Below are 25,059 nucleotides of genomic sequence, written 5' to 3' on the forward strand. Positions count from 1 at the left end.
CCCGCACCCGCCCACACCGTTCCCGCCGGACTCCGCACGCCGACCGGACTCGATCCTCCCCTTCGCCCGAACCAGACCGATCCGCCCCTCCGCACCGCCCGCCAAACCCACTCGCGACCCGCCGCCCCGCACCCGCCCACAGCCTTCCGGCCGGACTCGCCACGCCGCCCGTACCGGACTCGATACGCTTTCGGGCGTGGCAGTCGGCGAACACCCGGACCAGCGGGCACCGGAACCGGACGTATCCGGCGGCGCCGACAGCGCTGACCACCCGGCGACCGTGCCGTCGCCGGTCGGCCCGCGCCGCACCGATCCGCTGAACGCCGCCGAGACCCGCGGCCTCGACGCGGTCCGCCGCTTCGGCACGGTCGGCTCGCTGTTCCTCGCGCTCGGCTCGCTCGGGGCCGGCGCCGCGCCGGTGATCAACCCGGTGCAGGACCTGCCGGTGCTGCGGCTGTTCATCCGGATCCCGACGGTCTCGCTCGCGATCGCGTTCTCCGGGATGGGCATCCTGGTGCTGAGCTGGCTCATGCTCGCCCGGTTCGCCCGCCCGGCGAGCGCGCGGCTGGCCACCAGCGGGCAGCTCGCCCGCACCGTCGCGATGTGGGTCGCGCCGCTGCTGCTGATCCCGCCGCTGTTCTCCCGCGACGTCTACAGCTATCTCGCGCAGAGCGAGATCGTGCACCGCGGCATGGACCCGTACCAGCTCGGCCCGGCGCAGGCGCTCGGCGTCGCGGACCCGCTCACCGCGGGCGTCACCAACATCTGGCGCGAGACGCCCGCCCCGTACGGCCCGCTGCTGCTGCGGCTCGGCGGGTGGCTGGCCCCGGTCGGCGGCAACAACATCGTCGTCGGCGTGCTGCTGCAGCGCGGCCTCGCGATGGTGGGCGTGCTGCTGATCGTGTGGGCGGTGCCGCGGCTGGCCCGGCGGTTCGGCGTGCAGCCGGCCACCGCGCTGTGGCTCGGCGCGGCGAACCCGTTGCTGATCTTCCATTTCGTCGCGGGCGCGCACAACGATTCGCTGGCCATCGGGCTCATGGTGGCCGGGCTGGAGATCGGCATCCGGCGGCTGCCGGTGCGGGTGAAGGGAGACAGTCCGCCGCCGCTGGCGAAGGGCGAATTGCTCTTCATCGCGCTCGGCGTCGTCATCATCACCGTCGGCGCCACCGTGAAGATCCCGGCGGTGCTGGCGCTGCCGTTCCTTTCGGTGATGGTCGCGCGCAGATGGCACGGGCGGCTGAAGGACCTGGTGTGGGCGGGCGCGCCGATGGCGTTGCTGTTCGGCGTCGTGCTCACCGCGATCTGCGTCGGCACCGGGCTGGGCTTCGGCTGGATCGGCGCGACTGCGAGCACGCCGGGGCTGGTGCGGTCGTTCATCTCCCCCACCGCGGAGATCGCGAACCTCAGCGGCGTCCTCGGCATCACGCTCGGGCTGGGCAACCACACCGACGCGCTGGTGCCGATCCTCGGCACGCTCGGCAACGCGATCACCGCGGCCGTCACGATCAAATTCCTGTGGGCCAGCTTCAAATGGCGGTACCGGCCGATCATCGGGCTCGGCGTTTCGCTGGGCGCGGCGATGATCCTGCAGATCAACCTCCAGCCCTGGTACCTGCTGTGGGCGGTGATCCCGCTCGCCGCCGCGGCCGGGACGTCGCGGTTCCGGGTCGTCGCCACGGTCATCAGCGCCGGGCTGCCGTTCCTGCTGCCGCCCACCGGCGGCACCTTCGACGGCCGCTCCTACGTCCTGCCGTGGGCCTACGGCGCGGCCGCTCTGGTGACCCTCGGCGGCCTCGCGATCGTGTACCGGGTTTCGCCGCTGCTGTTGTCCAGGACACCTCCGGCGTCCCCAGCACCGCGCGCGCCCGCCGAGGTCGTATCGTGATTCGTTGTGGACAACCCCGCCGTCGAGATCTCCGGCTTGGCGAAAAGCTACGGCTCCACCACCGCGGTCGACGGCATCGACCTGCGCATGGAGCGTGGCTGCGTGCTGGCCCTGCTCGGGCCGAACGGCGCCGGAAAAACGACCACTGTCGAGATTTGCGAGGGTTTCCGCAGACCTGACGCGGGCCGGGTGCGCGTGCTCGGCCTCGACCCCGTCGCGGACAGCTCCCGGCTCCGCCCCCGCGTCGGCATCATGCCCCAGGGCGGCGGCGCGTACCCAGGCGTGCGCGCGGAGGAAATGCTGCGGCTAGTGGCTTCCTGCGCGGCGAACCCGCACGATCCGGCGTGGCTGCTCGACGTGCTCGGGCTGGCCGGCGCGAAGCGCACCCCGTTCAAACGGCTCTCCGGCGGGCAGCAGCAACGGCTTTCGCTGGCGTGCGCGCTGGTCGGCCGTCCGGAGCTGGTGTTCCTGGACGAGCCCACCGCGGGCATGGACCCGCAGGCGCGGCGGCTGGTCTGGGACCTGCTCGCGGCCCTGCGCGCGGACGGCGTGAGCGTCCTGCTCACCACCCACCTGATGGAGGAAGCGGAAACGCTGGCCGACCAGGTGGTGATCGTGGACCACGGCAAGGTGGTCGTCGAAGGCACGCCGCATGCGCTGACCCTGGAGGCGGGCGAGGCGGCGCAGCTGCGGTTCCGCGCCCGCACGAAACTCGACACGACCCTGCTCGCGGCCGCGCTGCCGGAGGGCTACCGGGTCAGCGAAACCGCGCCCGGTTCGTACCTGGTGGAGGGCGCGGTCGACCCGCAGGTGGTTTCCGCCGTCACCGCCTGGTGCGCGCAACAGGGCGTACTGCCCGAACAACTGCAAGTCGGACGGCGGACGCTCGAAGAAGTGTTCCTCGAACTCACCGGACGGGAGCTGCGCGCATGAGTTCTCCGTTCCCCGCGGGCACTTTCGCCCCCGCGCCCGGCCGCGGTTCGCTCGGCAAGATGCTGCGCACGCACGCGCGCGTCGAGGCCGCGCTGACCCTGCGGCACGGCGAGCAGCTGCTGCTCACCCTGATCATTCCGCTCGCGCTGCTGATCGGCCTGAGCCTGCTGGACATCCTCCCGGCAAGCCAGCTCGGTTCGACGTCCAAAGTGGACTGGATGACGCCGAGGATCCTCGCGCTGGCGGTGATGTCGTCGGCGTTCACCGGACAGGCGATCGCGCTCGGCTTCGACCGCCGGTACGGCGTGCTGAAGCGGCTTTCGGCGACAGCCCTGCCGCGCTGGCTGCTGGTGGCCGGACGGGTCGTGGCGGCGCTGGTCGTGGTGGCGCTGCAGTCCGTGGTGCTCGGCATCGTGGCGGCTTTCCTGGGCTGGTCCCCTTCGGCCGCCGGGATCGGTTCCGCGGTGGTCCTGCTGGTGCTGGGGACGCTGGCTTTCGGCGCGCTGGGCGTGCTGCTGGGCGGCGCGTTGCGCGCGGAAGCCGTGCTGGCGCTGGCGAACATCGTGTGGTTCGTGCTGCTGCTGGCGGGCGGGATTCTGCTGGCCCCGTCGGCGCTGCCGTCCGGGGTCGGGTTCGTGGTGTCGCTGCTGCCTTCCGGCGCGCTGGCCGAAGGGATGCGCGCGGCGCTGGTGGACGGCCAGTTCCCGCTCGGACCGGCCGCGGTGCTGGTGGTGTGGGCGGCGGTGGCCGGGGTGCTGGCGACGCGAACCACAAAACTCACCTGAATCCCACACCGCGATTTCCGCGCGGAATTCCGCGCCGGAATGTGACCGCCGCCGCACCCGATTCCTTGCGCACGCTGGCAAATCCGGGCGGAACAATACCGCCGCGTGCAGGCGGGAAAACGCGCGCGAGTATTCTTTCGGCGTGTCCCTTCGCAGTTTGATCGCCCGCCTGCCGTATCCGTCCGCCGCGGTTCAGCGCGCGGTCGGGATCGCCGCGGTGGTCGCGCAGGCAGGCATCGGCGTCACCGGGTCCGTGGTGCGGGTGACCGGGTCCGGGCTGGGATGCCCGACCTGGCCGCAGTGCGTCGCGGGCAGCCTGGTGCCGGTGCGGCACTCCGGCATCGACGCGGTCACGCAGTGGATCGAGTTCTCGAACCGGATGCTGACCGGCGTCGTGATCGTGGTGGCCGCGCTCGCCGTGCTCACCGCGTGGCGGATCCAGATCGACCACCCGGAGCGCAAGCGGCTGGTGAAGCTCGCCTGGACGATGCCCGGCGGCGTCGTGCTGCAGGCGGTCATCGGCGGGCTGACGGTGCTGGCGAAACTGGAATGGTGGACGGTCGCGATCCACTTCCTCGCTTCGACGCCGCTCGTGTGGCTGGCGGTCTTGCTCCTGAAGGCCTTCCGCGAAGGAGACGAACCGGCGCGCCCGCTGGTCCCGAAGCTGGGACGGCAGATGCTGGTGCTGCTGACGGTGCTGATGTGGGCGGTGCTCATCGCCGGCACCACGGTCACCGGCGCGGGCCCGCACGGCGGCGACGTGAACACGCATCGCCTCGACGCCCCGATCGAGCAGCTGGCCCGGATCCACAGCGGACTGCTGATCGCGTACCTCGTCGTGCTGGGGGTCTTCGGGCTCACGCTGATGCGCGTCGGCGCGCCGAAGAGCGTGTGGCAGCGGTACGCGTGGGTGTGGATTGTCGCGCTGCTGCAGGGTGTTCTGGGGACGGTGCAGTACGCGCTGGGCGTGCCCGAGGCGATGGTGTCCTTCCACGTGCTGGGCTCGGCGCTCGTGATCGTGGTGACGGCGGTGCTGTGGACCGGCACTCGCGACCGGGGTCCGGTCACGTCGCTGGAGCCCGCCGAGAAGCGGGAACTCGCCACCGCGAACTGACGGTCATCCGGGCGTAACTGCGCGTCGGCCCGGCGGACAGGTCGGCGGCTTACCGTCGTCGCCGTCCGGCTTTCCGAAAAGCCCGAGGTGCCGCCATGCCGACCGCCCCTGCCCGTGCCGCCAAATCCCTGCTCTCCGGCCGGCGCGGGACCGCCGAGATGCTCGTGCTCAAGACGTTCCTGCTCGTGCCGTTCGCCGCGTTGATCGCCGCCGTGCCGCTGGTGTGGGGATGGGGCATCGGCTGGACCGACCTGATCCTCGCGACCGTTTTCTACGTGCTCGCCACGCTCGGCGTGACCGTCGGGTACCACCGCTATTTCACCCACGGCGCGTTCAAAGCGGGCCGGCCGCTGCGGATCGCGCTAGCCATCGCGGGCAGCATGGCGGTGCAGGGTTCGGTGATTTTCTGGGTCGCGAGCCACCGCCGCCACCACGCGTTCTCCGACCGCGAGGGCGATCCGCATTCGCCGTGGCTGTTCGGCACGTCGCCGGCGGCGCTGCTGCGCGGGTTCTGGCACGCGCACATGGGCTGGATGTTCCAGCGCGAGGTCACCAACGCCGACCGTTTCGCGCCCGACCTCGTCGGCGACCGCGACCTGCGCCTGGTGAACCGGTTCTTCTGGCTGTGGATCACGCTCAGCCTCGCCCTGCCCGCCGCCCTCGGCTGGGCCTTCAGCGGCACCTGGCAGGGCGCGCTGACGGCGTTCTTCTGGGCCGGGCTGGTGCGGATCGCGTTCCTGCACCACGTGACCTGGTCGGTGAACTCGGTGTGCCACCTGATCGGCGACCGCCCGTTCGCGAGCCGCGACCGCGCCGCGAACTTCTGGCCACTGGCGCTGCTGTCGATGGGAGAGTCCTGGCACAACTCCCACCACGCCGACCCGACCTGCGCCCGGCACGGCGTCCTGCGCGGCCAGGTGGACGTCTCGGCGCGGGTGATCTGGACCTTCGAACGCCTCGGCTGGGCGACGGATGTCCGGTGGCCCCGGGCGGAACGGTTGGCGGCTAAGCGGCGGACGGCTTGAGTTAGGCCAGTTGATTCCGCATCGCCGACGCGAATCGAGTCTGCGTAACGCGCAGCTCAAGCGGGCGACTCACATCCGCTCACCTCGAGCGCAGAGCCTGCCCGCGAAACGCCGCGTAGCCCGCCTGAGCTAAGCCAACTGCTGCCGCACCGCCGACGCGAACCGCAACGGCGCGCCCGCGTCCGCGTGTCGGAAACCCAACGACGGTTCGGTCAATTCCAGCTCCAGCACCAGCGGACGCCCGTCGTCCCCGCGGACCAGGTCGACCCGTGCGTACAGCAGTTCCGCCCGCAAGATCCCGAGCAGCCCGCAAGCGGCGTCCAGTGCGTCCTCCGCCACCGCGCGCACCTCCGGGGCCGGGACCGCGGCCGCGAGGCGCTCCTCCCGGTACATGCCGGAACTGTCCATTGAGGACTCCAGCGGCGCGAATTTCGTGAAGGCGTGCGAATAAACGCCGCCGAAGTACGTCACCGCGATCTCGCCCTGAGCGTCCACACTGGACTGATACGGCTGCACCAGACCCGTGCGGCCCTCGTCGTGCAAAGTGCGCAGATGCTGTTCCGCGTCCGCACCGGCGGCGGAGAACCGGGCGGCGCCGCGGCCTCCCGCGCCCACCGAAGGCTTCACCACGAACGGCTTCTTCGGCCAGCGCGGCTTCTCCCCCGGCGGCACGATCTCGACCGGCACCGTCGGCACCCCGGCGTCGAGCAGTTCGCCGAGATACGACTTGTCCGTGTTCCACCGCACGACCGCGGCCGGATTGCTCAGCCCGGGCACGTCCTCGCACCAGCTGAGGAATTCCTCGCGCCGCTCCGGGTAGTCCCAGGCGGCGCGCAGCACGACGATGTCCGCCGAGGCGAAGTCCGCGGCCGCGTCCCAGGCCGCCCAGCTCACGGCGAATCCGAGGTCCGCGAGCGCGGGCAGCACCGCGGCCTCGTCGCCGTCGCCCTCGGGCAGGGCGGCGCAGCCGACGAAAATCGCCGAGCGGGTCACCGGCCTGCTCGCGGCCCGGCCATCTTGCGCCGGTGCGCTGCACCGATTTTGACCGTCTTCACGGTTTCGCTGTCCCACTCCGCGGCCTCGAGGTCGTCGACCTGCTCGACCAGCGCGTTCCCCGTCTCGACCCCGGCGACCAGCACGTCGCCCATCGCCCCGTCCGGGCCCACGAGCACGACCCGCGCGCCGGCGAGGCCGATGTTCTCGACCACGGCGCGCGACGGTTTCCCGTGCTTCGCCACGAAGTCGCGGGCGGACGCCAGCTGGCGGGCAGTCGGCGCGGTCGGCGTGTTTTCGGTCTCCTCAGCCACGTCCGGAGCTTAACCCGAGACCCCCGCCCCCGCGGCCCGACCGTGTTCTCGGCCATAGTGGACGCCAGACGCGCCCATCTCGAGGAGGAACGATGCCGACCGCAGTGCAGGTGACCCGGACCGGCGGCCCGGAAGTGCTGGAACTGGCCGAGATCGAGCCCGGCCCGCCCGGCGCGGGCGAGCTGCTGGTCGACCTCGCCGCCGCGGGCGTCAACTACATCGACACCTACCAGCGCCAGGGCATCTACCCGATCGACCTGCCGTTCGTCCTCGGCTCCGAGGGCGCCGGGACCGTCATGGAGACCGGCGAGGGCGTCACCGAATTCGCCCCCGGCGACCGCGTGACCTGGCAGGGCGTGCTCGGCAGCTACGCCCAGCGCGCGGTGGTCCCGGCGAGCGCCACGGTGAAGGTGCCGGACGGCGTGTCTGACGAGCTCGCCGCCGCCACGATGCTGCAGGGCATGACGGCGCACTACCTGGTGCGGTCGACCTACGAAGTCCAGGCAGGCGACGACATCCTCGTCCACGCGGCGGCCGGCGGGGTCGGTCTGTTGCTGGTCCAGCTGGCGAAGGCGCGCGGCGCGCGAGTGCTGTGCACCGTGTCCACTGACGAGAAGGCCGAGCTGGCCCGCGGCGCCGGCGCGGACCACGTGATCCGCTACGACCGCGAGGACTTCGCCGCCGTGACCCGCGAGCTGACCGACGGCGAAGGCGTCGCCGCGGTCTACGACGGCGTCGGCAAGAGCACCTTCGACGGCAGCCTCGCGAGCCTGAAGATCCGCGGCACCCTGGCGCTGTTCGGCGCGGCCAGCGGCCCGGTGCCGCCGGTCGACCCGCAACGGCTCAACTCCGGCGGCTCGCTCTTCCTGACCCGCCCGACGCTCGGCCACTACCTGCGCACGCGCGAGGAACTCGACTGGCGCGCCGGCGAACTGTTCGCCGCCGTGCAGGACGGTTCGCTGAACGTCCGCATCGGCGGCCGCTACCCGCTCGCCGACGCCCGCAAGGCCCACGAGGACCTGCAGGGACGCCGGACGACCGGGAAGCTGCTGCTGATCCCCTGACTCAGGAAACCGAGAGGGCGTCGGTCACGAACACCAGCGTTTCGTTGGGCGCGATGCCGCGTCCGCCGTCCTTGTAGGCGAGGGCGGGCGGGATGATCATCAACCGCCGCCCGCCCTGCTTCACGCCGACGAGGCCCTGGTCCCAGCCCTCGATCACCTGGCCGGCGCCGAGATCGAGGCCGAACGGCTCGCCGCGGTCGAACGAGCTGTCCAGCTTCTTCTTGTTCGACCAGGTGACGACCAGGTAGTTCATGGACAGCTTCGACCCGGCGGCCGCGGCCTTCCCGGTGCCCTCCGACAGATCCTTGGTGAGCAGCTTCTTCGGCGGGGCACAGTCGTCCGGGATGGTGATCGTCGGCGCCTGGCCGAAGTTCCCGGTGGTCTTGATGTCGTCCGCGGTGCACTCGCGGCTCGGGGTCGCCGGAGCCGCGCTGCTGTCGCCGCCGCAGGCCGTGAGGCCGAACGCGGCGACCGCCACGACCGCGCCGAGGACAGCTGTCCTGCCGATGTTCTGCATGCCGGAAGATTAACCAAGCCCACCGAGCGCAGGCACCGCCGGACCAGTCCGCACCACGCCGAGCCGCTGCGTCGCCCGGGTCAGCGCCACGTACAGGTCGTTCAGCCCGCGCGCCGAGCCAGCCACGATCTCGTCCGGCGACACCAGCACGACCCCGTCGAACTCCAGTCCCTTGGAACGATCGACGGTCAGCACGCTCAGCCGGTCGTCCTCCGGAAGCAGCTTCCGCACCTCGTCCATGCGCGAACCCGGCACCAGGACCGCGACCGTCCCACCGTCCACAGCGGACAGTTCCGCGGCCACCAGCGACGGCAGTTCCTCGTCCAGCGAGGCGACCTCCACGCCCCACGGCGGCACCCCGGTCTCCCGCACCGACGCGGGCGCGGCCAGGTCCACGTCGAGTTCGGCGAGCACGCCCGCCGCGACCGCCATGATCTCCGCCGGGGTGCGGTAATTCACCGTCAGCTGCTCGAGCCGCCAGCGGTCCGCGACGTAGGGCGACAGCACCTCGTCCCAGGTCCGCGCTCCCCCGGCGGCCCCGGTCTGCGCGACGTCGCCGACCAGCGTCATCGACCGGTTCGGCGTGCGGCGCATCAGCAGGCGCCAATCCATCGCGGACAGTTCCTGCGCCTCGTCCACGATCACGTGCCCGAACGTCCACGTCCGGTCCTGCGCCGCCCGCTGCGCCGCGGTCAGCTCGCTGCGCGCCTGCTGGCGTTCGGCGAACAGCTCGGCGTCCAGCACGTCGGACACCCGCAGGATCTCCTCGTCCTGGATTTCCTCGTCCTGCTCGAGAATGTCCAGCACGCCTTCGGCATACGCGCGCTCGACGCGTTCCTGGCGCTTCTGCTCGGCTTCCTCCTCGGAGTCGTCGCTGCCGAGCAGTTCGGCCAGTTCGTCGAGCAGCGGCACGTCAGCGGGCGTCCACTTCGCGTCGCGACCGCTCTCCAGGTGCTTCCGGTCCTCTTCGGACAGCAGCTCGCCCGCCGCCCGGTCGAGGTGTTCGCGCTCGGCGAACAGGTCGTCCAGCAGGCCCGCGGGCGTGAGTTTCGGCCACAGCGAGTTCAGCGCGGCGGCCACTGCGGGGCTCGACGCGAGCTCGGCACGGATGTCCTGGACGTCCTGCGCGTCCAGCAGATCCTCGCCCAGCGCACGCGCGGCCTGCCGGGTGAGCGCGTCGAGCACGTCGGAGACGAACAGCCGCCGCGCGAGGTTGTGCGGCCGGCGCGAACGGCGGGCCCGGGTGCGCGCCTGCGCACAGGTCTTCCGGTCGAGCTTGAGGATTTCGCGTTCGTGCTCGATCTCGATCACCGGATCGGGTACACCTTGCCGGTCGCGGACCGCCTTGGCGAGCACCTCGGCCATCACCAGCCGGCCCTTCACCTCGGCCGCTTCCGGCGACTCGGCGCCGTCCGCGTCCAGGCCCGGCCACAGCTGCCCGATGGTCGACAGCAGCACGCCGGTCTCGCCGAGCGACGGCAGCACCTGGCCGATGTAGCGCAGGAAGGTCGAGTTCGGGCCGACGACGAGCACGCCGCGCGTGGTCAACTGCTGGCGGTGCGTGTAAAGCAGATACGCCGCGCGATGCAGCGCGACCGCGGTCTTGCCGGTGCCCGGCGCGCCCTGCACCACCATGACCCCGCCGAGCGGCGCGCGGATGATCCGGTCCTGCTCGGCCTGGATGGTGGCGACGATGTCGGCCATCTCGCCGGTCCGCCGGCGCTCCAGCGCGGCCAGCAACGCGGCCTCGCCGGCGAGCCCGAGGTCCTGGCCCTGGTCGGCGGCGGTCAGGTCGAGGATCTCGTCGTCGAACCCGGTGACGCGACGGCTCAGCGACCGCAGGTGGCGACGGCGGCGCACGCCGTCCGGCGAAGCGGCGGTGGCGAGGTAGAAGGGCCGCGCGACCGGCGCGCGCCAGTCGATCAGCAGCGGCCGGTAGTCGTCGTCCTCGTCGAACAGCCCGAGCCGTCCGATGTAGGCGGTTTCCTCGGTGTCTTCGGAGGCGCTGCCGGGCCCGAAGTCCAGCCGCCCGAAGCACAGTCCCTGTTCGACCGACCCGAGCTGGGCGAGCCGGTCGCTGTGCAGGTTCGTGGCGGCTTCGCGTTCGGTCCGCGCCTGCGGCGTCCCGCCGGTCTGGCGCAGGGTCTCGTCGAGGCGACGCTGGGTCTGGGTGCGTTCGGCGTCGAGCTTCGCGAACAGCGCGTCGACATAAGCCTGCTCGCGGCGCAGCTCGGCTTCGTAGGCCGGTTCCTCGGGCAAGGAAAGGTCCTGCTTTCAGGTCGGGATCGGGGCCGGAAGAGTGCAACCGGCGAGGATCCCGGGCCATTCCTGCCCGGCGCGGATCGGGTGCGAACGGGTCGGGTCAGAAAGGCAGGCCGAGGACCGGCAAGCCGATCGCCGAGTCGACCGCCAGCGCGACGAACACGATCATCAGGTACGTGTTCGACCGGTGGAACAGCGCCATCGGCTTGGTCTCCTCGCCGCGGTGCACGGCGGCCTGCAGCCGGTGCGCGTAGAAGAGGAACCAGCCGCCGGCGAGGATCGCGAAGGTCGCGTACAGCCAGCTGGTGACCGGGAGCAGCAGCAGCGTCCAGGCGACCATCACCCACGAGTAGATGACGATCTGCCGGGCCACGTGCTCGGCGGTCGCGACGACCGGGAGCATCGGCACGCCCGCGCGCTCGTAGTCGTCGCGGTACTTCATGCCCAGCGCCCAGGTGTGCGGCGGCGTCCAGAAGAAGATCACGCCGAACATCACGAACGCCGGCCACTGCACGGTGCCGGTGACCGCGACCCAGCCGATCAGCACCGGCATGCAGCCCGCGGCCCCGCCCCAGACCACGTTCTGCGACGTCCGCCGCTTGAGGCCGAGGGTGTAGACGAAGATGTAGAACAGGATGGTCGCGATCGCGAGGACCGCCGCCAGCAGGTTCACCGTGAAGTACAGGACGGCGAACGAGGCGATGCCCAGGACGAGTCCGAAGATCAGCGCGTTGCGCCGCGGCACCGCGTCCTTCACCAGCGGCCGCCGCTTGGTGCGGTTCATGACCTTGTCGATGTCGCTGTCGATCACGCAGTTGAGCGCGTTCGCGCTGCCCGCGGCCATGGTGCCGCCGACCAGCGTCGCGACCACCAGCCACGGGTTCGGCACCTCGCGCCCGGCGAGGAACATCGCGGGGATCGTGGTGACGAGGAGAAGCTCGATCACGCGCGGCTTCGCCAGCGCGGCGTACGCGCCGGCCACCTGGCGGAAGCTTCGCCGGGCCCCGCTCGGCCGTCCGCCGTCCGGGGGTACGGCGCTGGTGTCTTCACTGCGTCCGTGCGCAGCGTTCACCAACGACATTTCTCTCCCTGAGTCAGTCCTGGGCCGGGCGGCGCGGAAGAAGAGGTGGTGCTCATGGAGAACTTCCGTGCCTGGCCCGCGATCGATGTTAGACGTGACGGACCGGCCCGACGCCCGCGGGTCCGGGACACGCCCGGCGGTGTTCCCTCCGTCACGTCCGCCGCGGCGGGCCGCGATGAGTCGGGACGGCCCGCGGCGGGTAGCCGGAGACAGACAGGCGGGCAGGATCACCTCACCCGCAGGGTGCGCGCCCGCGCTCGCGCGCACGCGTACGCACTAGGGTGACAGCGACGGGCCGCTCGCTCCGCCTGCACAGCGCCGCCAGCAGGAATATCGTCCCTTCGGGATCGATTGAGATAACTGAGGGCGCACACCGCAGCACTTGAGCGGCACGCACGGAATACAGCCACCACTTCACCGACGCAGGAGTTCGAGTTCAGTGTCCGAAACCTCTAGCAGCGAGACCAACCCCTTGCTCCGGCGCAACGTGCCGGCCGACTGGACCGAGACCGACACCCGCGCCGTGGACACCGCCCGCGTGCTGGCCGCGGACGCCGTCGAAAAATGCGGCAGCGGGCACCCGGGCACTGCGATGAGCCTGGCGCCGCTGGCGTACACGCTGTTCCAGCGCACGATGCGGCACGACCCCGCCGACCCGGAGTGGCCCGCCCGCGACCGGTTCGTGCTTTCCGCCGGGCACTCCAGCCTGACCCTCTACATCCAGCTGTACCTGGCCGGGTTCGGCCTGGAGCTGGAAGACCTCGAGCAGCTGCGCCGCTGGGGCTCCAAGACCCCGGGCCACCCGGAGTACCGGCACACCAAGGGCGTCGAGACCACCACCGGCCCGCTGGGCCAGGGCCTCGCGAACGGCGTCGGCATGGCGATGGCGGCGCGCCGCGAGCGCGGGCTGCTGGACCCGGACGCCCCCGCCGGCGAGAGCATCTTCGACCACCACATCTACGTGATCGCCTCCGACGGCGACATCGAAGAGGGCGTCACCTCCGAGGCCTCGTCCATCGCGGGCCGCCAGGAGCTGGGCAACCTGATCGTCTTCTACGACGACAACAAGATCTCCATCGAGGACGACACCAACATCGCGCTGTCCGAGGACGTCGCGAAGCGGTACGAGGCCTACGGCTGGCACGTGCAGACCGTCGAGGGCGGCGAGGACGTCGTCGCGATCGAGGCGGCCATCAAGGCGGCGCAGGCCGAGACCCAGCGCCCGTCCTTCATCCAGCTGCGCACGATCATCGGCTACCCGGCCCCGACGAAGATGAACACCGGCAAGGCGCACGGCGCGGCGCTGGGCGCGGAAGAGGTCGCGGGCGTCAAGAAGGCGCTGGGCTTCGACCCGGAGAAGAACTTCGACGTCGACGAGGCCGTGCTCGCGCACACCCGCCAGGCGATCGAGCGCGGCGAGAAGCAGCGCGCCGAGTGGCAGGAGCGCTTCGAGGCGTGGGCCGCGGCGAACCCGGAGCGCAAGAAGCTGGCCGACCGGCTGTCGACCCGCACGCTGCCCGAGGGCTTCGCGGACAACCTGCCGTCGTGGGAGCCCGACGCCAAGGGCATCGCCACCCGCAAGGCCTCCGGCGAGGTGCTCAACGCGCTGGCCGAGCCGCTGCCCGAGCTGTGGGGCGGTTCCGCGGACCTCGCGGAGAGCAACAACACCACCATGAAGGGCGCCGACTCGTTCGGCCCGGCCGCGGCCGGCACCGACATGTGGAAGACCAACCCGTACGGCCGCACGCTGCACTTCGGCATCCGCGAGCACGCGATGGGCTCGATCCTCAACGGCATCGCGCTCCACGGCGGCACCCGCCCGTACGGCGCGACCTTCCTCACCTTCTCCGACTACATGCGCCCGCCGGTCCGGCTCGCCGCGCTGATGAAGGCCCCGGTCATCTACGTGTGGACGCACGACTCGATCGGTCTCGGCGAGGACGGCCCGACGCACCAGCCGATCGAGCAGATCGCCGCGCTGCGCGCCATCCCGGGCCTCAACGTCGTCCGCCCGGCGGACGCCAACGAGACCGCGTACGTGTGGAAGGCCGTGCTGGAGGACGTGCACCACCCGTCCGGCTTCGCGCTGACCCGGCAGAACGTGCCGGTGCTGGAGGGCACGAACGCCGAGGGCGTCAGGAAGGGCGGCTACGTGCTGGCCGAGGCGTCCAACGGCGCCCCGGAGGTCGTGCTGATCGCGACCGGTTCCGAGGTCCAGCTGGCCGTCGAGGCGCGCAAGACCCTCGAGGCCGACGGCATCCCCGCCAGCGTGGTCTCGATGCCGTGCGTCGAGTGGTTCGACGCGCAGGACCAGGACTACAAGGACGCCGTCCTGCCGCCGACGGTCAAGGCCCGCGTTTCGGTCGAGGCCGGGATCGCGATGCCGTGGCAGCGCTTCACCGGCGACGCCGGCGAGAACGTGTCGATCGAGCACTACGGCGCCTCGGCCGACGCCGCGACGCTCTTCCGCGAGTTCGGCTTCACCGCCGAAGCCGTGGTCGACGCCGCCCGCCGCTCGATCGCCAACACCAAGAACTGAAGGGAGAGCAACCATGAGCACTGATCGGCTCGCACAGCTGTCCGAAGCAGGCGTCTCGATCTGGCTGGACGACCTCTCGCGGGAGCGCCTGAACTCGGGCAACCTCGCCGGGCTCATCCGCGACAAGCACGTCGTCGGCGTGACCACCAACCCGACGATCTTCGCGAACGCGCTGTCGAAGGGCGCCGCCTACGACGAGCAGGTCAACGACCTCGCCGCGCGCGGTGCGGACCTCGACGGCACCGTCCGGGAACTGACCACCACCGACGTGCGCAACGCCGCGGACCTGTTCCGCGACGTGTACAACGCCACGAACGGCGTCGACGGCCGCGTGTCCATCGAGGTGGACCCGCGCCTGGCGAAGGACACCGACAAGACGGTGGCCGAGGCCAAGGACCTGTGGAAGACCGTCGACCGGCCGAACGTGATGATCAAGATCCCGGCGACCGAAGAGGGCCTGCCCGCGATCACCGCGGTGCTCGCCGAGGGCATCAGCGTCAACGTCACGCTGATCTTCTCCGTCGAGCGCTACGAGGCCGTCATCAAGGCTTTCTTCGCCGGTCTCGAGCAGGCGAAGGCCAACGGCCACGACCTCAAGGGCATCCACTCGGTCGCGTCGTTCTTCGTGTCCCGGGTGGACAGCGAGGTCGACAAGCGGCTGAACGCGATCGGCACTGACGAGGCCAAGGCGCTGCTGGGCGAGGCGGCCATCGCCAACGCGCGGCTCGCGTACGCGGCCTTCGAGAAGCTGTTCGCCACGGACCAGTGGAAGGCGCTCGCCGAGGCGGGCGCGAACGCGCAGCGTCCGCTGTGGGCCTCCACCGGCGTGAAGGACCCGGCCTACTCCGACACCCGGTACGTCGACCAGCTCGTGGTCAAGGACGTCGTGAACACGATGCCCGAGAAGACCATGGACTCGGTCGCCGACCACGCCGAGATCACCGGGGACACGGTTTCCGGAAAGGGCGAGCAGGCGCAGGCGATCTTCGACAAGCTGTCGGCGGCCGGCATCGACGTGCCGGACGTGTTCGTGACGCTGGAGACCGAAGGCGTCGAGAAGTTCGAGAAGTCCTGGCAGGAACTGCTGGACACGGTGACCGGACAGCTGAACAAAGCGAGGGGCTGAACCAGAGACCATGAGCGGGGACGAAACCGGCGTCGTGATCGTCGACGCCGAACTGGCAGAAAAGGCAGCGCCGCTGGCGCAGCGGCTGGCCGCCGACGGCGCCGCTGCCAAGCTCGCCGCCAAGGACTCCACCCTGTGGGGTCCGGACGCCGAGTCCGAAGCGTCGATCCGATTGTCCTGGACGACGTTGCACAAGTCGTCGCGTCCGTTGATCGGGGAAATCGAAGCGCTGCGCGCGGAACTGCGCAGCGAGGGCGTGGACCGCGTGGTGCTCGCCGGCATGGGCGGTTCGTCGCTCGCGCCGGAGGTCATCACCGCCACCGCCGGCGTCCCGCTCACGGTTCTCGACACGACCGACCCCGGCCAGGTGGCCGACGCGCTCGCGGGCGACCTCGAGCGCACCGTGATCGTGGTGTCGTCGAAGTCCGGCGGCACTGTCGAGACCGACAGCCACCGCCGGATCTTCGCCAAGGCGTTCGCGGACGCCGGGATCGACGCGGCGCGGCGCATCGTCGTCGTCACCGATCCCGGCTCCCCGTTCTCCGAACTGGCGGAGAAAGAGGGCTACCGCAAGACCTTCCTGGCCGACCCGCACGTCGGCGGCCGCTACTCCGCGCTGACCGCGTTCGGCCTCGTGCCGGCCGGTCTCGCGGGCGCGGACGTCGCGCGGCTGCTCGACCAGGCGGCGTCGGTCGCGGAAACGCTCGCCGAGGACGCGCCCGAGAACCCGGCCGTGCAGCTGGCGGCGGCGTGGGGCGCGGCGCACGAGGCCGGTGCGGAGAAGGTCGTGCTGGCCGACACCGGTTCGGGCATCAAGGGTTTCCCGGACTGGGCGGAGCAGCTGATCGCCGAGTCCACCGGCAAGCTCGGCACCGGCCTGCTGCCGGTGGCCGTCGAGGGCCCGGACGCACCCGGGTTCGCCGACCACGGCAAGGACGCGACCGCGGTCGCGATCGGCGCCCCGGAAGGCGCGGCGCAGATCTCGGTGACCGGCCCGCTCGGCGCGCAGTTCCTCTTGTGGGAGTTCGCGACCGCGCTCGTCGGACGGCTGATCGGGATCAACCCGTTCGACCAGCCGGACGTCGAGGCGGCCAAGAAGGCGGCGCGTGCGCTGCTGGACGACCCGGAGAAGCTGAAGGGCGGCGAGGAACCGGCCACTGTGGACGGTGCGGTCGAAGTCTTTGGCAGCGAAGGGGTTTCGACGGACGGCAAGCTCGCCGACGTCCTGCGTGCGTTCTTCGGTTCGGTGGCCGACGGCGGGTATATCGCCGTGCAGGCCTACCTCGACCGGCTGGACGACGCGTCGACTTCGCTGCTGCGCGGCGAAATCGCTAAGCGGACCGGCGTGCAGACCACGTTCGGCTGGGGCCCGCGGTTCCTGCACTCCACCGGGCAGTACCACAAGGGCGGCCACCAGAACGGCAGCTTCCTGCAGATCACCGGAGCCGTCGAGGACGACCTGTCGGTGCCGGACCGCCCGTACACGCTGGGGCAGCTCCAGCACGCGCAGGCGCTCGGCGACGGGCAGGTGCTCGCCGAGGACGGGCGCCCGGTGCTGCGGCTGCACCTGACCGACCGCGCCGCCGGGCTCGCCGAGCTCGTGCGGGCAGTGCAGGAGGCCGCTCAGTGACCACCTGGCGCAACCCGCTGCGGGACCCCCGCGACAAGCGGCTGCCGCGGATCGCCGGGCCGTCGAGCCTGGTGATCTTCGGCGTCACCGGCGACCTGGCGCGCAAGAAGCTCATGCCCGCCATCTACGACCTCGCGCACCGCGGGCTGCTGCCCGCCGGGTTCTCGCTGGTCGGCTTCGCCCGCCGGGACTGGGAACACCAGGACTTCGGCGAGCTGGTGCACGATTCGGTGCGCGAGCACGCGCGGACGCCGTTCAAGGAGTCGGTGTGGAACCGGCTCGCCGAAGGAATCCGGTTCGTCCAGGGCACTTTCGACGACGACGACGCCTTCGACCGGCTCGCGAAGACCGTGCGCGAACTGGACGAGGAACGCGGCACCGGCGGCAACACCGCGTTCTACCTGTCGATCCCGCCGGGCGCGTTCCCCGTGGTGACCAAGCAGCTGGCGCGTTCGGGCCTCGCGCAGGCCGACGAGAACACCTGGCGGCGCGTCGTCATCGAGAAGCCGTTCGGGCACGATCTCAAGAGCGCCAAGGAGCTCAACGCGATCGTGAACGACGTCTTCCCCGAGGAGTCGGTGTTCCGCATCGACCACTACCTCGGCAAGGAGACGGTGCAGAACATCCTGGCGCTGCGCTTCGCGAACCAGCTGTTCGAGCCGATCTGGAACGCGAACTTCATCGACCACGTGCAGATCACCATGGCCGAGGACATCGGCCTCGGCGGCCGCGCGGGGTACTACGACGGGATCGGCGCCGCGCGCGACGTCATCCAGAACCACCTGCTGCAGTTGCTCGCCTTCACCGCGATGGACGAGCCGCTGTCGTTCGAGCCGAAGGCGCTGCGGTCGGAGAAGGCCAAGGTGCTGGCGGCGACCAAGCCGATGCTGCCGCTCGACCAGACCACCGCGCGCGGGCAGTACGCGGGCGGCTGGCAGGGCGGCACGAAGGTGCCGGGGCTGCTGCAGGAAGCCGGGTTCGCGAAGGACTCGAAGACCGAGACGTACGCCGCGGTGACGCTGGAGGTGCAGAACCGCCGCTGGGCGGGCGTGCCGTTCTACCTGCGCACCGGCAAGCGGCTCGGCCGCCGCGTCACCGAGATCGCGGTCGTGTTCAAGCGCGCGCCGCACCTGCCGTTCGACTCCACCTCCACCGAGGAGCTGGGGCAGAACGCGCTGGTCATCCGCGTGCAGCCGGACGAGGGCATCACGCTGCGGTTCGGGTCGAAGGTGCCGGGGACCACGATGGAGGTCCGCGACGTCACGATGGACTTCGGCTACGGCCACGCGTTCACCGAATCGTCGCCGGAGGCCTACGAGCGGCTGATCCTGGACGTGCTGCTGGGCGAGCCGTCGCTGTTCCCGGTGAACGAGGAAGTCGAGCTGTCGTGGGAGATCCTCGACCCGGTGCTGTCGCACTGGGCGAAGCTCGGCACCGCGCCGGAGCAATACCCGCCGGGCAGCTGGGGTCCGAAGTCGGCTGACGAGATGCTGGAACGTACCGGCAGGCACTGGAGGCGTCCGTGATCATCGACCTGCCGTCGACCACGACGTCGGCGCTGAACAAGAAACTGGTGGAGATCCGCGAGCAGGGCGGCCAGGTCGCGCTCGGCCGGGTGCTGACGCTGGTGATCGTCGCGGACGACGACGCCAAGCTCGAGGACGCCATCGAGGCCGCGAACGACGCCAGCCGCGAGCACCCGTCGCGGGTGATCGTCGTGGCGAAGGGCGCGCGCACGGCCGCGCCGCGGATAGACGGCCAGATCCGCGTGGGCGGCGACGCCGGCGCGAGCGAGGTCATCGTGCTGCGGCTGTACGGTCCGCTGGCCGCGCAGGGGCAGAGCGCCGTGGTGCCGCTGCTGCTGCCGGACGCGCCGATCGTCACCTGGTGGCCCGGTGCCGGCCCGAAGGCTCCCGCGGAGGACCCGCTCGGTCAGCTGGCGCAGCGGCGGATCACCGACTCGGCCGCGGAAAAGAGCCCGATAAGGTCTCTCACCACGCGCGCGAAGTCCTATGTGGAGGGTGACACCGACCTGGCGTGGACCCGGCTGACCCGCTGGCGGGCGCAGCTGGTGTCGGCGCTGGACCTGCCGCCGTACGAGAAGATCACGAGCGCGACGGTGACCGGCGAGGCCGATTCGCCGTCCACCGAACTGCTCGCGGGCTGGCTCGCCGAGTACCTCAAGGCCCCGGTGCACCGGGTCAAGAGTTCGAGCGCGCAGGGCATCATCTCGGTGAAGCTGGAGCGGAAGTCGGGCGCGGTGGAGCTGACGCGGCCGGACGGGCGGGTCGGCACGCTGACCCAGCCGGGCCAGCCGACGCGGCGGATCGCGTTGCAGCGGCGCAGCAACCCGGAGTGCCTCGTCGAGGAACTCCGGCGGCTCGACCCGGACGAGATCTACGAGGCGGCGCTGCACGGGCTGCACAAGATCGCCGCTTCCAACGGATCGAAGCCCGCTGCCGCCAAGCCTGCGGCCGCCGCTAAGCCCGCTGCCGCCGCGAAGCCGAAGACGGCCCGCAAGACGGCGGAAAAGAGCAGCTCATGAGCCGGACCGAGGTCGTCGTCTACGAAAACCCGGACCTGCTCGCCGCGGCCGCCGCGGCCCGCTTGGTGACCCGGATCGTCGACGTGCAGGCGGCCCGCGGCGCCGCGTCGGTGGTGCTCACCGGCGGCGGCACCGGCATCGCCGTGCTGCGCGAACTGCGGGAGTCGAGCGCGCGGGACGCGATCGACTGGTCGCGGCTGGACATCTACTGGGGCGACGAACGGTTCGTCCCGGCGGATTCGGACGAGCGCAACGAAAAGGGCGCCCGCGAAGCCCTGCTCGACCACGTGCCGCTGGCTCCGGAGCGGGTGCACGCGATGGCCCCGTCGGACGGCGAATTCGGCGACGACGTCGACGCCGCCGCCGAGGCCTACGCAAAGGTCCTCTCCGACGCGGCGGGCCCCGGCGCGGACGTGCCGGAGTTCGACATCATGCTGCTGGGCCTCGGCGGCGAGGGCCACACGGCGTCGCTGTTCCCGGAAACCGCCGAGGTGCGCGAAACACAGCGCTCGGTAGTGCCGGTCCGCGACTGCCCGAAGCCCCCGCCGACGCGCGTATCGCTGACGCTGCCCGCCATCCGCCGCGCCCGCGAGGTGTGGCTGATGACGGCAGGAACCGCCAAGGCGGACGCGGTCGCGCAGGCACTGGCCGGTGCGCCGGAAACGCAGATCCCCGTCTCGGGCGCCCGGGGTTACCGGCGGACGCTGTGGCTCCTCGACCGCAAGGCGGCCGGGAAGTTGACGAAGGTGTATCAGCCGCCAGCCGAGTAAGACGGTTTGCCGGGAAGGGCTCCTCGCGCGTGTGGCGCGGGGAGCCGTTTTCGTTGCGGGGCAAGGCGGTTGCTGAATGGCTCGCCAGCGACTCCTCGCGCATTGCCGCTGAGTTCTTCTCCGCCGCGCGCACCGAATCCGCTACTCTCCCGCCGCGCAGCATCGCCGCCGAATGGTTCGCCAGCAACTAACCGCACACCCAGCCGGGCCCGACTGCATTGCGCCGCAACGGATCTGCCACTCACCGTCGCTTGCCAGCAACTCCCGCCGGACCCATCTCCCTCGCGCCGCAAGGAATCCGCTACTCCCCCGCCGACTCCGCCCCCGTCAGCAGCGCCGCCGTCGCCCCGAGGTGGTCCGTCAACAGTCCCGCCGCCGCCTCCGGGTCCCGGCTCAGCGCGGCCCGTTCCAAGGCCTCGTGCTGGGCGAGCACGTCCTCCACTGGCAGCCGGTACGCGGGGTGCACCGTCCAGCGCCGGGCCAGTTCGCTCGCCATCCACATCCGGTCGAAATTCTCCAGCAGCACCGCGTTCCCGCAGCCGTCGAGCAGCGTGCGGTGGAACAAGCGGTGCGCCTCCGCCCAAGCAGCGGAGTAGTAGCTGCCTTCGTCCGGCACATACATCGGCGTCCGGGCGAGCCGGTGCCCCGCCGCGCGCACCCGCGTCTCCCACTCCAGGTCTCCGCGCGCGACCGACAACCGCAGCATCGCGGGCTCGACCGTCTGGCGCGCCTCGACGATCTCCTGCCACCGCCGATCCGCCAGCGAGGGCACCGCGAACCCGCGGTTCGTCAGCCGTTCCGCCAAGCCCTCCCCGACCAGCCGCACCAGCGCTTCCCGCACCACGGCCAGGCTGACCTCGTACCGAGCCGCCAGTTCCTGCGGTTTCAGCGCCTGCCCCGGCTCGACCTCGCCGCGCATGATCGCGTCGCGGACCTGGTCGTAGATCTGCTCGGACAGCATCTGCTTCATGCCCTCAGGATAGACGATCCCTCAAATCATCGATTATTAGTGTTATAGTCGATGACGCACCGCTTCACTTGAGAGGAACCCATGTCCGCCAACTCCCCGTTCGCGCGCCTCCCCGAGGTGCCGAGCTTCACCGTCACCAGCACGACCGTCGCCGACGGCGCGGCCTGGTCCGCCGAGCAGTTCTCCGGGATCTTCGGCGTGCCCGGCGGCAAGGACACGTCGCCGCAGCTGTCCTGGTCCGGCACCCCGGAAGGCACGAAGAGCTACGCCGTCACGATGTACGACGCCGACGCGCCGACCGGCTCCGGCTTCTGGCACTGGGCCGTCGCCGACATCCCCGCCACCGTCACCGACCTGCCGGAAGGCGCGGGCGACGACACCGGCTCCGGACTCCCCGAGGGCGCTTTCCAACTGCGCGGCGACGCGGGCGCCGCCCGATTCATCGGCGCGGCCCCGCCCGCCGGCCACGGCGAGCACCGCTACTTCGTCGTCGTGCACGCCCTGGATGTCGCGTCGATCGGCGTCCAGGCCGACGCGACGCCCGCCGTCCTCGGGTTCACCATGTTCGGCCACGTGCTCGGCCGCGCGGTTCTCGTCGCGACTGCGGAGACGCCCGCGTAAGCCTCAGCCCGTTCGCTTACCCGGCCGCCGCGTCCGTGCTCGCCACGACGCGGCGGCCCTCGACTGCGCAGCGACACTTCCCACCCACCCGCACGGGTGATCTCTCCCCTGTACGCGTGGCGCGGACCCGGCGTCGACCTGGGCGGCAAACGGAGTAACTGACACTGCGCCAAAAAGCGGCTCACCAGTATGTGGGAACCGCCGTATGGTGAACATAAGGTGATGTGATCGACACAAGGTGATGTCGACCGCGCTATGTTCATCCTGTTGGAGCAGTTGTGGAGATTACAACACCACAAGAACCACTCTGGGTGAAACTTACTGGCAACACACACGTTCCCGTTAGCATCCGCACATTTGTTCACCGCCGCGCGTCCCGATCGGGTGGCCGGAGCATCTCATCACTAAGTCCACAAGACGAATGGGGTCGCCGCGATGAGCACTGAGGGACTCTCGATTCCTGGCATCTCGATGAGCAGCTCCGCCGCGGGAGCCGCCCGGCGGGACAGGCGAGTCAGCCTGACCGGGGCGTTCGCCGTGTTCCGGAAGCCCCTCGTCGCGACGATCGCCGTCGAAGCGGTGGTCGTGCTGCTGGCGGTGCTCGACGTCTGGCTCGTCGTGCCGCCGAAAGCACAGCCCTATTCGCTCTACCTGTCGGCCGCCGCGTGCCTCGCGGTCGTGGTGCGGCGGCGGTTCCCGTTCCTCGCGGTGCTCGCCGCGGCACCGGGGTTCTTCGCCGGATGGGCGCAGCTCGCGTCGATGCTCAACCTCGGCATGCTCGCGACGCGGCGCCAGCTGCACTGGCAGACCTGGGTCGGCGCGGGACTGGTGTTCACCTGCCGGTTCGTGCGGTGGCCGCTGTCGGAGTTCGCGGAGCTGAGCTGGCGCGAACACGTCCTCGACGGGATCTACGGCGTGCTGGTGGCCGGGATGCCGATCGCGATCGGCCTGCTGATCGGGGCGCGCGCGGAGATCTCGGCGAAACTGCGCGAGCTGGCCAAGAGCCGCGACCGCGAACGCCGCTTCCACGCCGACGCGGTGCGCGCCGAGGAACGCGCCCGGCTGGCCCGCGAGATGCACGACGTGGTTTCGCACCAGATCACGCTGATCGCCATGCAGGCCGGCGCGCTGCAGGCGCAGGCGAAGGACGGCCCGGCGCTGGAGACGGCGCAGGTCATCCGCCAGCTGTCGACGCGGACGCTCGAGGAACTGCGCTCGCTGGTGAGCGTGCTGCGCTCCGGCTCCGGGGACGACGGCCCGCGGCCCGGCATCGGCGAACTGGACCACCTGATCCGCGAGTGCGACGTCCCGGTGCAGCTGACCGTCGAGCAACTCCCGGACACCCTGCCGAGCCAGGTCTCGGCGGCGGCGTACCGGACGGTGCAGGAATGCCTGACGAACGTCCACAAGCACGCCCCCGGCGCGACGGCCACCATCCGCATCCACGCGGCGAGCGGCGCACTGGACATCGAGGTGGAGAACGCCCGCGCCTGCCGTGCGGGCGAGGCCTTCCCGTCGGGCGGCCACGGACTCACCGGACTCGCCGAACGCGCCCGCCTGCTGGGCGGAAGCTTCGAAACCTCCGGGACGGAGGACGGCGGGTTCCGGGTGCGGGCGCGGTATCCGCTGGACCGCTGAACCTGGCGAGGATTGGTCTGGACCGGTCAAGAGCCTTGGCCGCGCCGGGCCTTGCTGGCGCCAGAGCGGGAATCGGGCCTTTCCGGAGGTCTAGACCTGCTTCTGCGCGGTCTGGACCACTTGGGCGGCATCCAGTCCCGGTGGTCCGAGCGGGAGCGTCTCCGCCGGACTGAGACGCCTGGGCGACAGCCACTCCCCCGGCGCAAATCGAGGGTCTCCGGGCCCGCAAAGGTCCTGAAGGTCCGGACCACGCAGGCTAGGTCCCGCGCTCCGAACCGCGCCACAGATCCAGGCCCGCCCTCTCCCCGCCTGGACCGCCCGGACGACAGCCAATCCCGCCGCCCGAACTGCCGACCCGGCCGCGGTCCAGACCCGCCTCCTCGCCGGTCCAGACCGCCGAGGCATCCCCACTGCACGGGAACGCCCGGGGGTGGTCTGGACCTGCCGAGGTCCAGTCCACCCCGGGAACTAAAAAACCACCGGCCCTCGCCCTCGCGGACGGGAAGCCGGTGGTCCCGGAGAAACCGTGCCTCAGATCAATTCGCGGCGTTGGCGGAGGCGCTCGAGCGCTTCGGCGAGGATGGCCTCGCCGTCGGCGTCGCTGCGGCGTTCCTTCACGTAAGCCAGATGTGTCTTGTACGGCTCGGTACGAGGCGCGGCGGGCGGATTCTGCTCGTCCTGACCGCCCGGGAGCCCGCAGCGCGGGCAGTCCCATTCGTCGGGGATTTCCGCGTCCATCGCGAACGACGGGCGAGCCTCGTGCCCGTTCGCGCACCAATACGACACCCGGCGCCGTGGCGCCGATTCACCCCGCTCCGATTCGCCCGAAGGACCGGCACCCACGCGGGTGCCGCGAATCGCGTTACCGCCAACCATGAATCCTCACCCGTTGGAATCGGCGGCGCGCCCCCCAATAGGCACGCCGATCGCAAGTCCCCTTCCGGGGACCCGGTCATACCTTGAGCAGGAGGCCGAGACCCACGATGCTGATCAGCCAGATGGCCCCGAGCAGCAGCGTGATCCGGTCGAGGTTCTTCTCGGCGACGCTGGACCCCGCGAGGCTCGACTGCATCCCGCCGCCGAACAGGGACGACAGGCCGCCGCCCCGGCCGCGGTGCAGCAGCACGGCCACCACCAGCAGGACGCTGGAGGCGATCAACAGGATTTGCAGGAACAGCTTCATGTCATCCTCTGTGCTTGTCGGAGCATGCAGGGGTACGGCCGAACCCGCACAGCGTGCGGATCTT

The 25,059-nt window shown here is 70.9% G+C and carries 22 protein-coding genes; 14 read left to right on the forward strand and 8 right to left on the reverse strand.

The window, feature by feature from the left end:
* Window positions 1–280 precede the first annotated feature (280 nt).
* The 5 genes from mptB (at window position 281) to DMP23_RS03250 (ending at window position 5,742) form a co-directional block, all read left to right on the forward strand.
* Entirely contained in the window at window positions 281–1,885 is a 1,605-nt protein-coding gene (mptB, locus tag DMP23_RS03230) for a polyprenol phosphomannose-dependent alpha 1,6 mannosyltransferase MptB (protein WP_337824351.1), read from the forward strand.
* A 6-nt stretch (window positions 1,886–1,891) separates the two neighbouring features.
* On the forward strand, window positions 1,892–2,818 hold the full coding sequence (locus DMP23_RS03235; protein WP_037814674.1) for an ABC transporter ATP-binding protein: 927 nt from the start codon (window positions 1,892–1,894) through the stop codon (window positions 2,816–2,818).
* Complete coding sequence (locus DMP23_RS03240) at window positions 2,815–3,603, forward strand: ABC transporter permease (protein ID WP_043827456.1); 789 nt, start codon at window positions 2,815–2,817, stop codon at window positions 3,601–3,603. The genes DMP23_RS03235 and DMP23_RS03240 overlap by 4 nt, the downstream gene beginning before the upstream one ends.
* 142 nt (window positions 3,604–3,745) lie before the next feature.
* Window positions 3,746–4,717 (forward strand): COX15/CtaA family protein, encoded by a 972-nt coding sequence (locus DMP23_RS03245; RefSeq protein WP_275295513.1) that lies wholly within the window; start codon window positions 3,746–3,748, stop codon window positions 4,715–4,717.
* Window positions 4,718–4,812: 95 nt separating this feature from the next.
* The gene (locus DMP23_RS03250) at window positions 4,813–5,742 is read left to right on the forward strand and encodes an acyl-CoA desaturase (RefSeq protein ID WP_337820124.1); all 930 of its coding nucleotides are present in this window, start codon (window positions 4,813–4,815) and stop codon (window positions 5,740–5,742) included.
* A gap of 129 nt (window positions 5,743–5,871) precedes the next feature.
* On the opposite strand, the gene DMP23_RS03255 is transcribed toward DMP23_RS03250, so the two are convergent.
* Both DMP23_RS03255 and DMP23_RS03260 read right to left on the reverse strand, forming a co-directional pair.
* Window positions 5,872–6,735 (reverse strand): ATP-grasp domain-containing protein, encoded by an 864-nt coding sequence (locus DMP23_RS03255; RefSeq protein ID WP_337820125.1) that lies wholly within the window; start codon window positions 6,733–6,735, stop codon window positions 5,872–5,874.
* Window positions 6,732–7,049: a hypothetical protein gene (locus DMP23_RS03260; protein WP_009075903.1), complete on the reverse strand. Its 318-nt coding sequence runs from the start codon at window positions 7,047–7,049 to the stop codon at window positions 6,732–6,734. The genes DMP23_RS03255 and DMP23_RS03260 overlap by 4 nt, the downstream gene beginning before the upstream one ends.
* A gap of 92 nt (window positions 7,050–7,141) precedes the next feature.
* On the opposite strand from DMP23_RS03260, the gene DMP23_RS03265 reads away from it, so the two are divergent.
* Complete coding sequence (locus DMP23_RS03265; protein WP_337820126.1) at window positions 7,142–8,113, forward strand: quinone oxidoreductase family protein; 972 nt, start codon at window positions 7,142–7,144, stop codon at window positions 8,111–8,113.
* A gap of 1 nt (window position 8,114) precedes the next feature.
* Here the strand turns inward: DMP23_RS03265 and DMP23_RS03270 are convergent, their stop codons facing one another.
* The 3 genes from DMP23_RS03270 to DMP23_RS03280 form a co-directional block, all read right to left on the reverse strand.
* Window positions 8,115–8,630: an FKBP-type peptidyl-prolyl cis-trans isomerase gene (locus tag DMP23_RS03270; protein WP_238607425.1), complete on the reverse strand. Its 516-nt coding sequence runs from the start codon at window positions 8,628–8,630 to the stop codon at window positions 8,115–8,117.
* A gap of 9 nt (window positions 8,631–8,639) precedes the next feature.
* Window positions 8,640–10,889, reverse strand: a complete 2,250-nt coding sequence (locus DMP23_RS03275; RefSeq protein ID WP_337820127.1) for a HelD family protein — start codon at window positions 10,887–10,889, stop codon at window positions 8,640–8,642.
* Window positions 10,890–10,992: 103 nt separating this feature from the next.
* A complete protein-coding gene (locus DMP23_RS03280; protein WP_037814661.1) occupies window positions 10,993–11,973 on the reverse strand; it encodes a heme o synthase in 981 nt (326 codons plus the stop codon).
* Between the two features lie 439 nt (window positions 11,974–12,412).
* Here DMP23_RS03280 and tkt point away from each other — a divergent pair, with 439 nt between their 5' ends.
* The 6 genes from tkt to pgl are packed head-to-tail and all read left to right on the forward strand — an operon-like array spanning window position 12,413 to window position 20,583.
* On the forward strand, window positions 12,413–14,512 hold the full coding sequence (gene tkt / locus DMP23_RS03285) for a transketolase (RefSeq protein WP_337820128.1): 2,100 nt from the start codon (window positions 12,413–12,415) through the stop codon (window positions 14,510–14,512).
* Between the two features lie 13 nt (window positions 14,513–14,525).
* On the forward strand, window positions 14,526–15,638 hold the full coding sequence (gene tal, locus DMP23_RS03290) for a transaldolase (RefSeq protein ID WP_037814657.1): 1,113 nt from the start codon (window positions 14,526–14,528) through the stop codon (window positions 15,636–15,638).
* Window positions 15,639–15,648: 10 nt separating this feature from the next.
* On the forward strand, window positions 15,649–17,268 hold the full coding sequence (locus tag DMP23_RS03295) for a glucose-6-phosphate isomerase (protein WP_337820129.1): 1,620 nt from the start codon (window positions 15,649–15,651) through the stop codon (window positions 17,266–17,268).
* A complete protein-coding gene (zwf, locus tag DMP23_RS03300) occupies window positions 17,265–18,794 on the forward strand; it encodes a glucose-6-phosphate dehydrogenase (RefSeq protein WP_037814653.1) in 1,530 nt (509 codons plus the stop codon). Before DMP23_RS03295 ends, zwf begins: the two co-directional genes overlap by 4 nt.
* Window positions 18,791–19,813, forward strand: a complete 1,023-nt coding sequence (gene opcA / locus DMP23_RS03305) for a glucose-6-phosphate dehydrogenase assembly protein OpcA (protein WP_037814651.1) — start codon at window positions 18,791–18,793, stop codon at window positions 19,811–19,813. Before zwf ends, opcA begins: the two co-directional genes overlap by 4 nt.
* Window positions 19,810–20,583 carry a 6-phosphogluconolactonase gene (pgl, locus tag DMP23_RS03310; RefSeq protein WP_337820130.1) on the forward strand — a complete coding sequence of 258 codons (774 nt, stop codon included), beginning with the start codon at window positions 19,810–19,812 and terminating at the stop codon, window positions 20,581–20,583. Before opcA ends, pgl begins: the two co-directional genes overlap by 4 nt.
* A gap of 301 nt (window positions 20,584–20,884) precedes the next feature.
* Here pgl and DMP23_RS03315 read toward each other — a convergent pair whose 3' ends face one another.
* Complete coding sequence (locus tag DMP23_RS03315) at window positions 20,885–21,544, reverse strand: GntR family transcriptional regulator (RefSeq protein ID WP_337824352.1); 660 nt, start codon at window positions 21,542–21,544, stop codon at window positions 20,885–20,887.
* Between the two features lie 90 nt (window positions 21,545–21,634).
* Here DMP23_RS03315 and DMP23_RS03320 point away from each other — a divergent pair, with 90 nt between their 5' ends.
* Both DMP23_RS03320 and DMP23_RS03325 read left to right on the forward strand, forming a co-directional pair.
* Window positions 21,635–22,174, forward strand: a complete 540-nt coding sequence (locus DMP23_RS03320; RefSeq protein ID WP_337820131.1) for a YbhB/YbcL family Raf kinase inhibitor-like protein — start codon at window positions 21,635–21,637, stop codon at window positions 22,172–22,174.
* A gap of 435 nt (window positions 22,175–22,609) precedes the next feature.
* Window positions 22,610–23,812: a sensor histidine kinase gene (locus DMP23_RS03325; RefSeq protein ID WP_162836018.1), complete on the forward strand. Its 1,203-nt coding sequence runs from the start codon at window positions 22,610–22,612 to the stop codon at window positions 23,810–23,812.
* A gap of 531 nt (window positions 23,813–24,343) precedes the next feature.
* Here the strand turns inward: DMP23_RS03325 and DMP23_RS03330 are convergent.
* Together DMP23_RS03330 and secG are read right to left on the reverse strand one after the other, a co-directional pair.
* Window positions 24,344–24,688, reverse strand: coding sequence for an RNA polymerase-binding protein RbpA (locus tag DMP23_RS03330; RefSeq protein ID WP_009075886.1), 345 nt, complete (start codon window positions 24,686–24,688; stop codon window positions 24,344–24,346).
* A 76-nt stretch (window positions 24,689–24,764) separates the two neighbouring features.
* Window positions 24,765–24,995, reverse strand: coding sequence for a preprotein translocase subunit SecG (secG, locus tag DMP23_RS03335; RefSeq protein WP_033292761.1), 231 nt, complete (start codon window positions 24,993–24,995; stop codon window positions 24,765–24,767).
* Window positions 24,996–25,059 lie beyond the last annotated feature (64 nt).

The organism is Amycolatopsis sp. A1MSW2902 (assembly GCF_017312175.1).
In the GTDB taxonomy this organism is placed as follows: Bacteria; Actinomycetota; Actinomycetes; order Mycobacteriales; family Pseudonocardiaceae; genus Amycolatopsis; species Amycolatopsis nivea.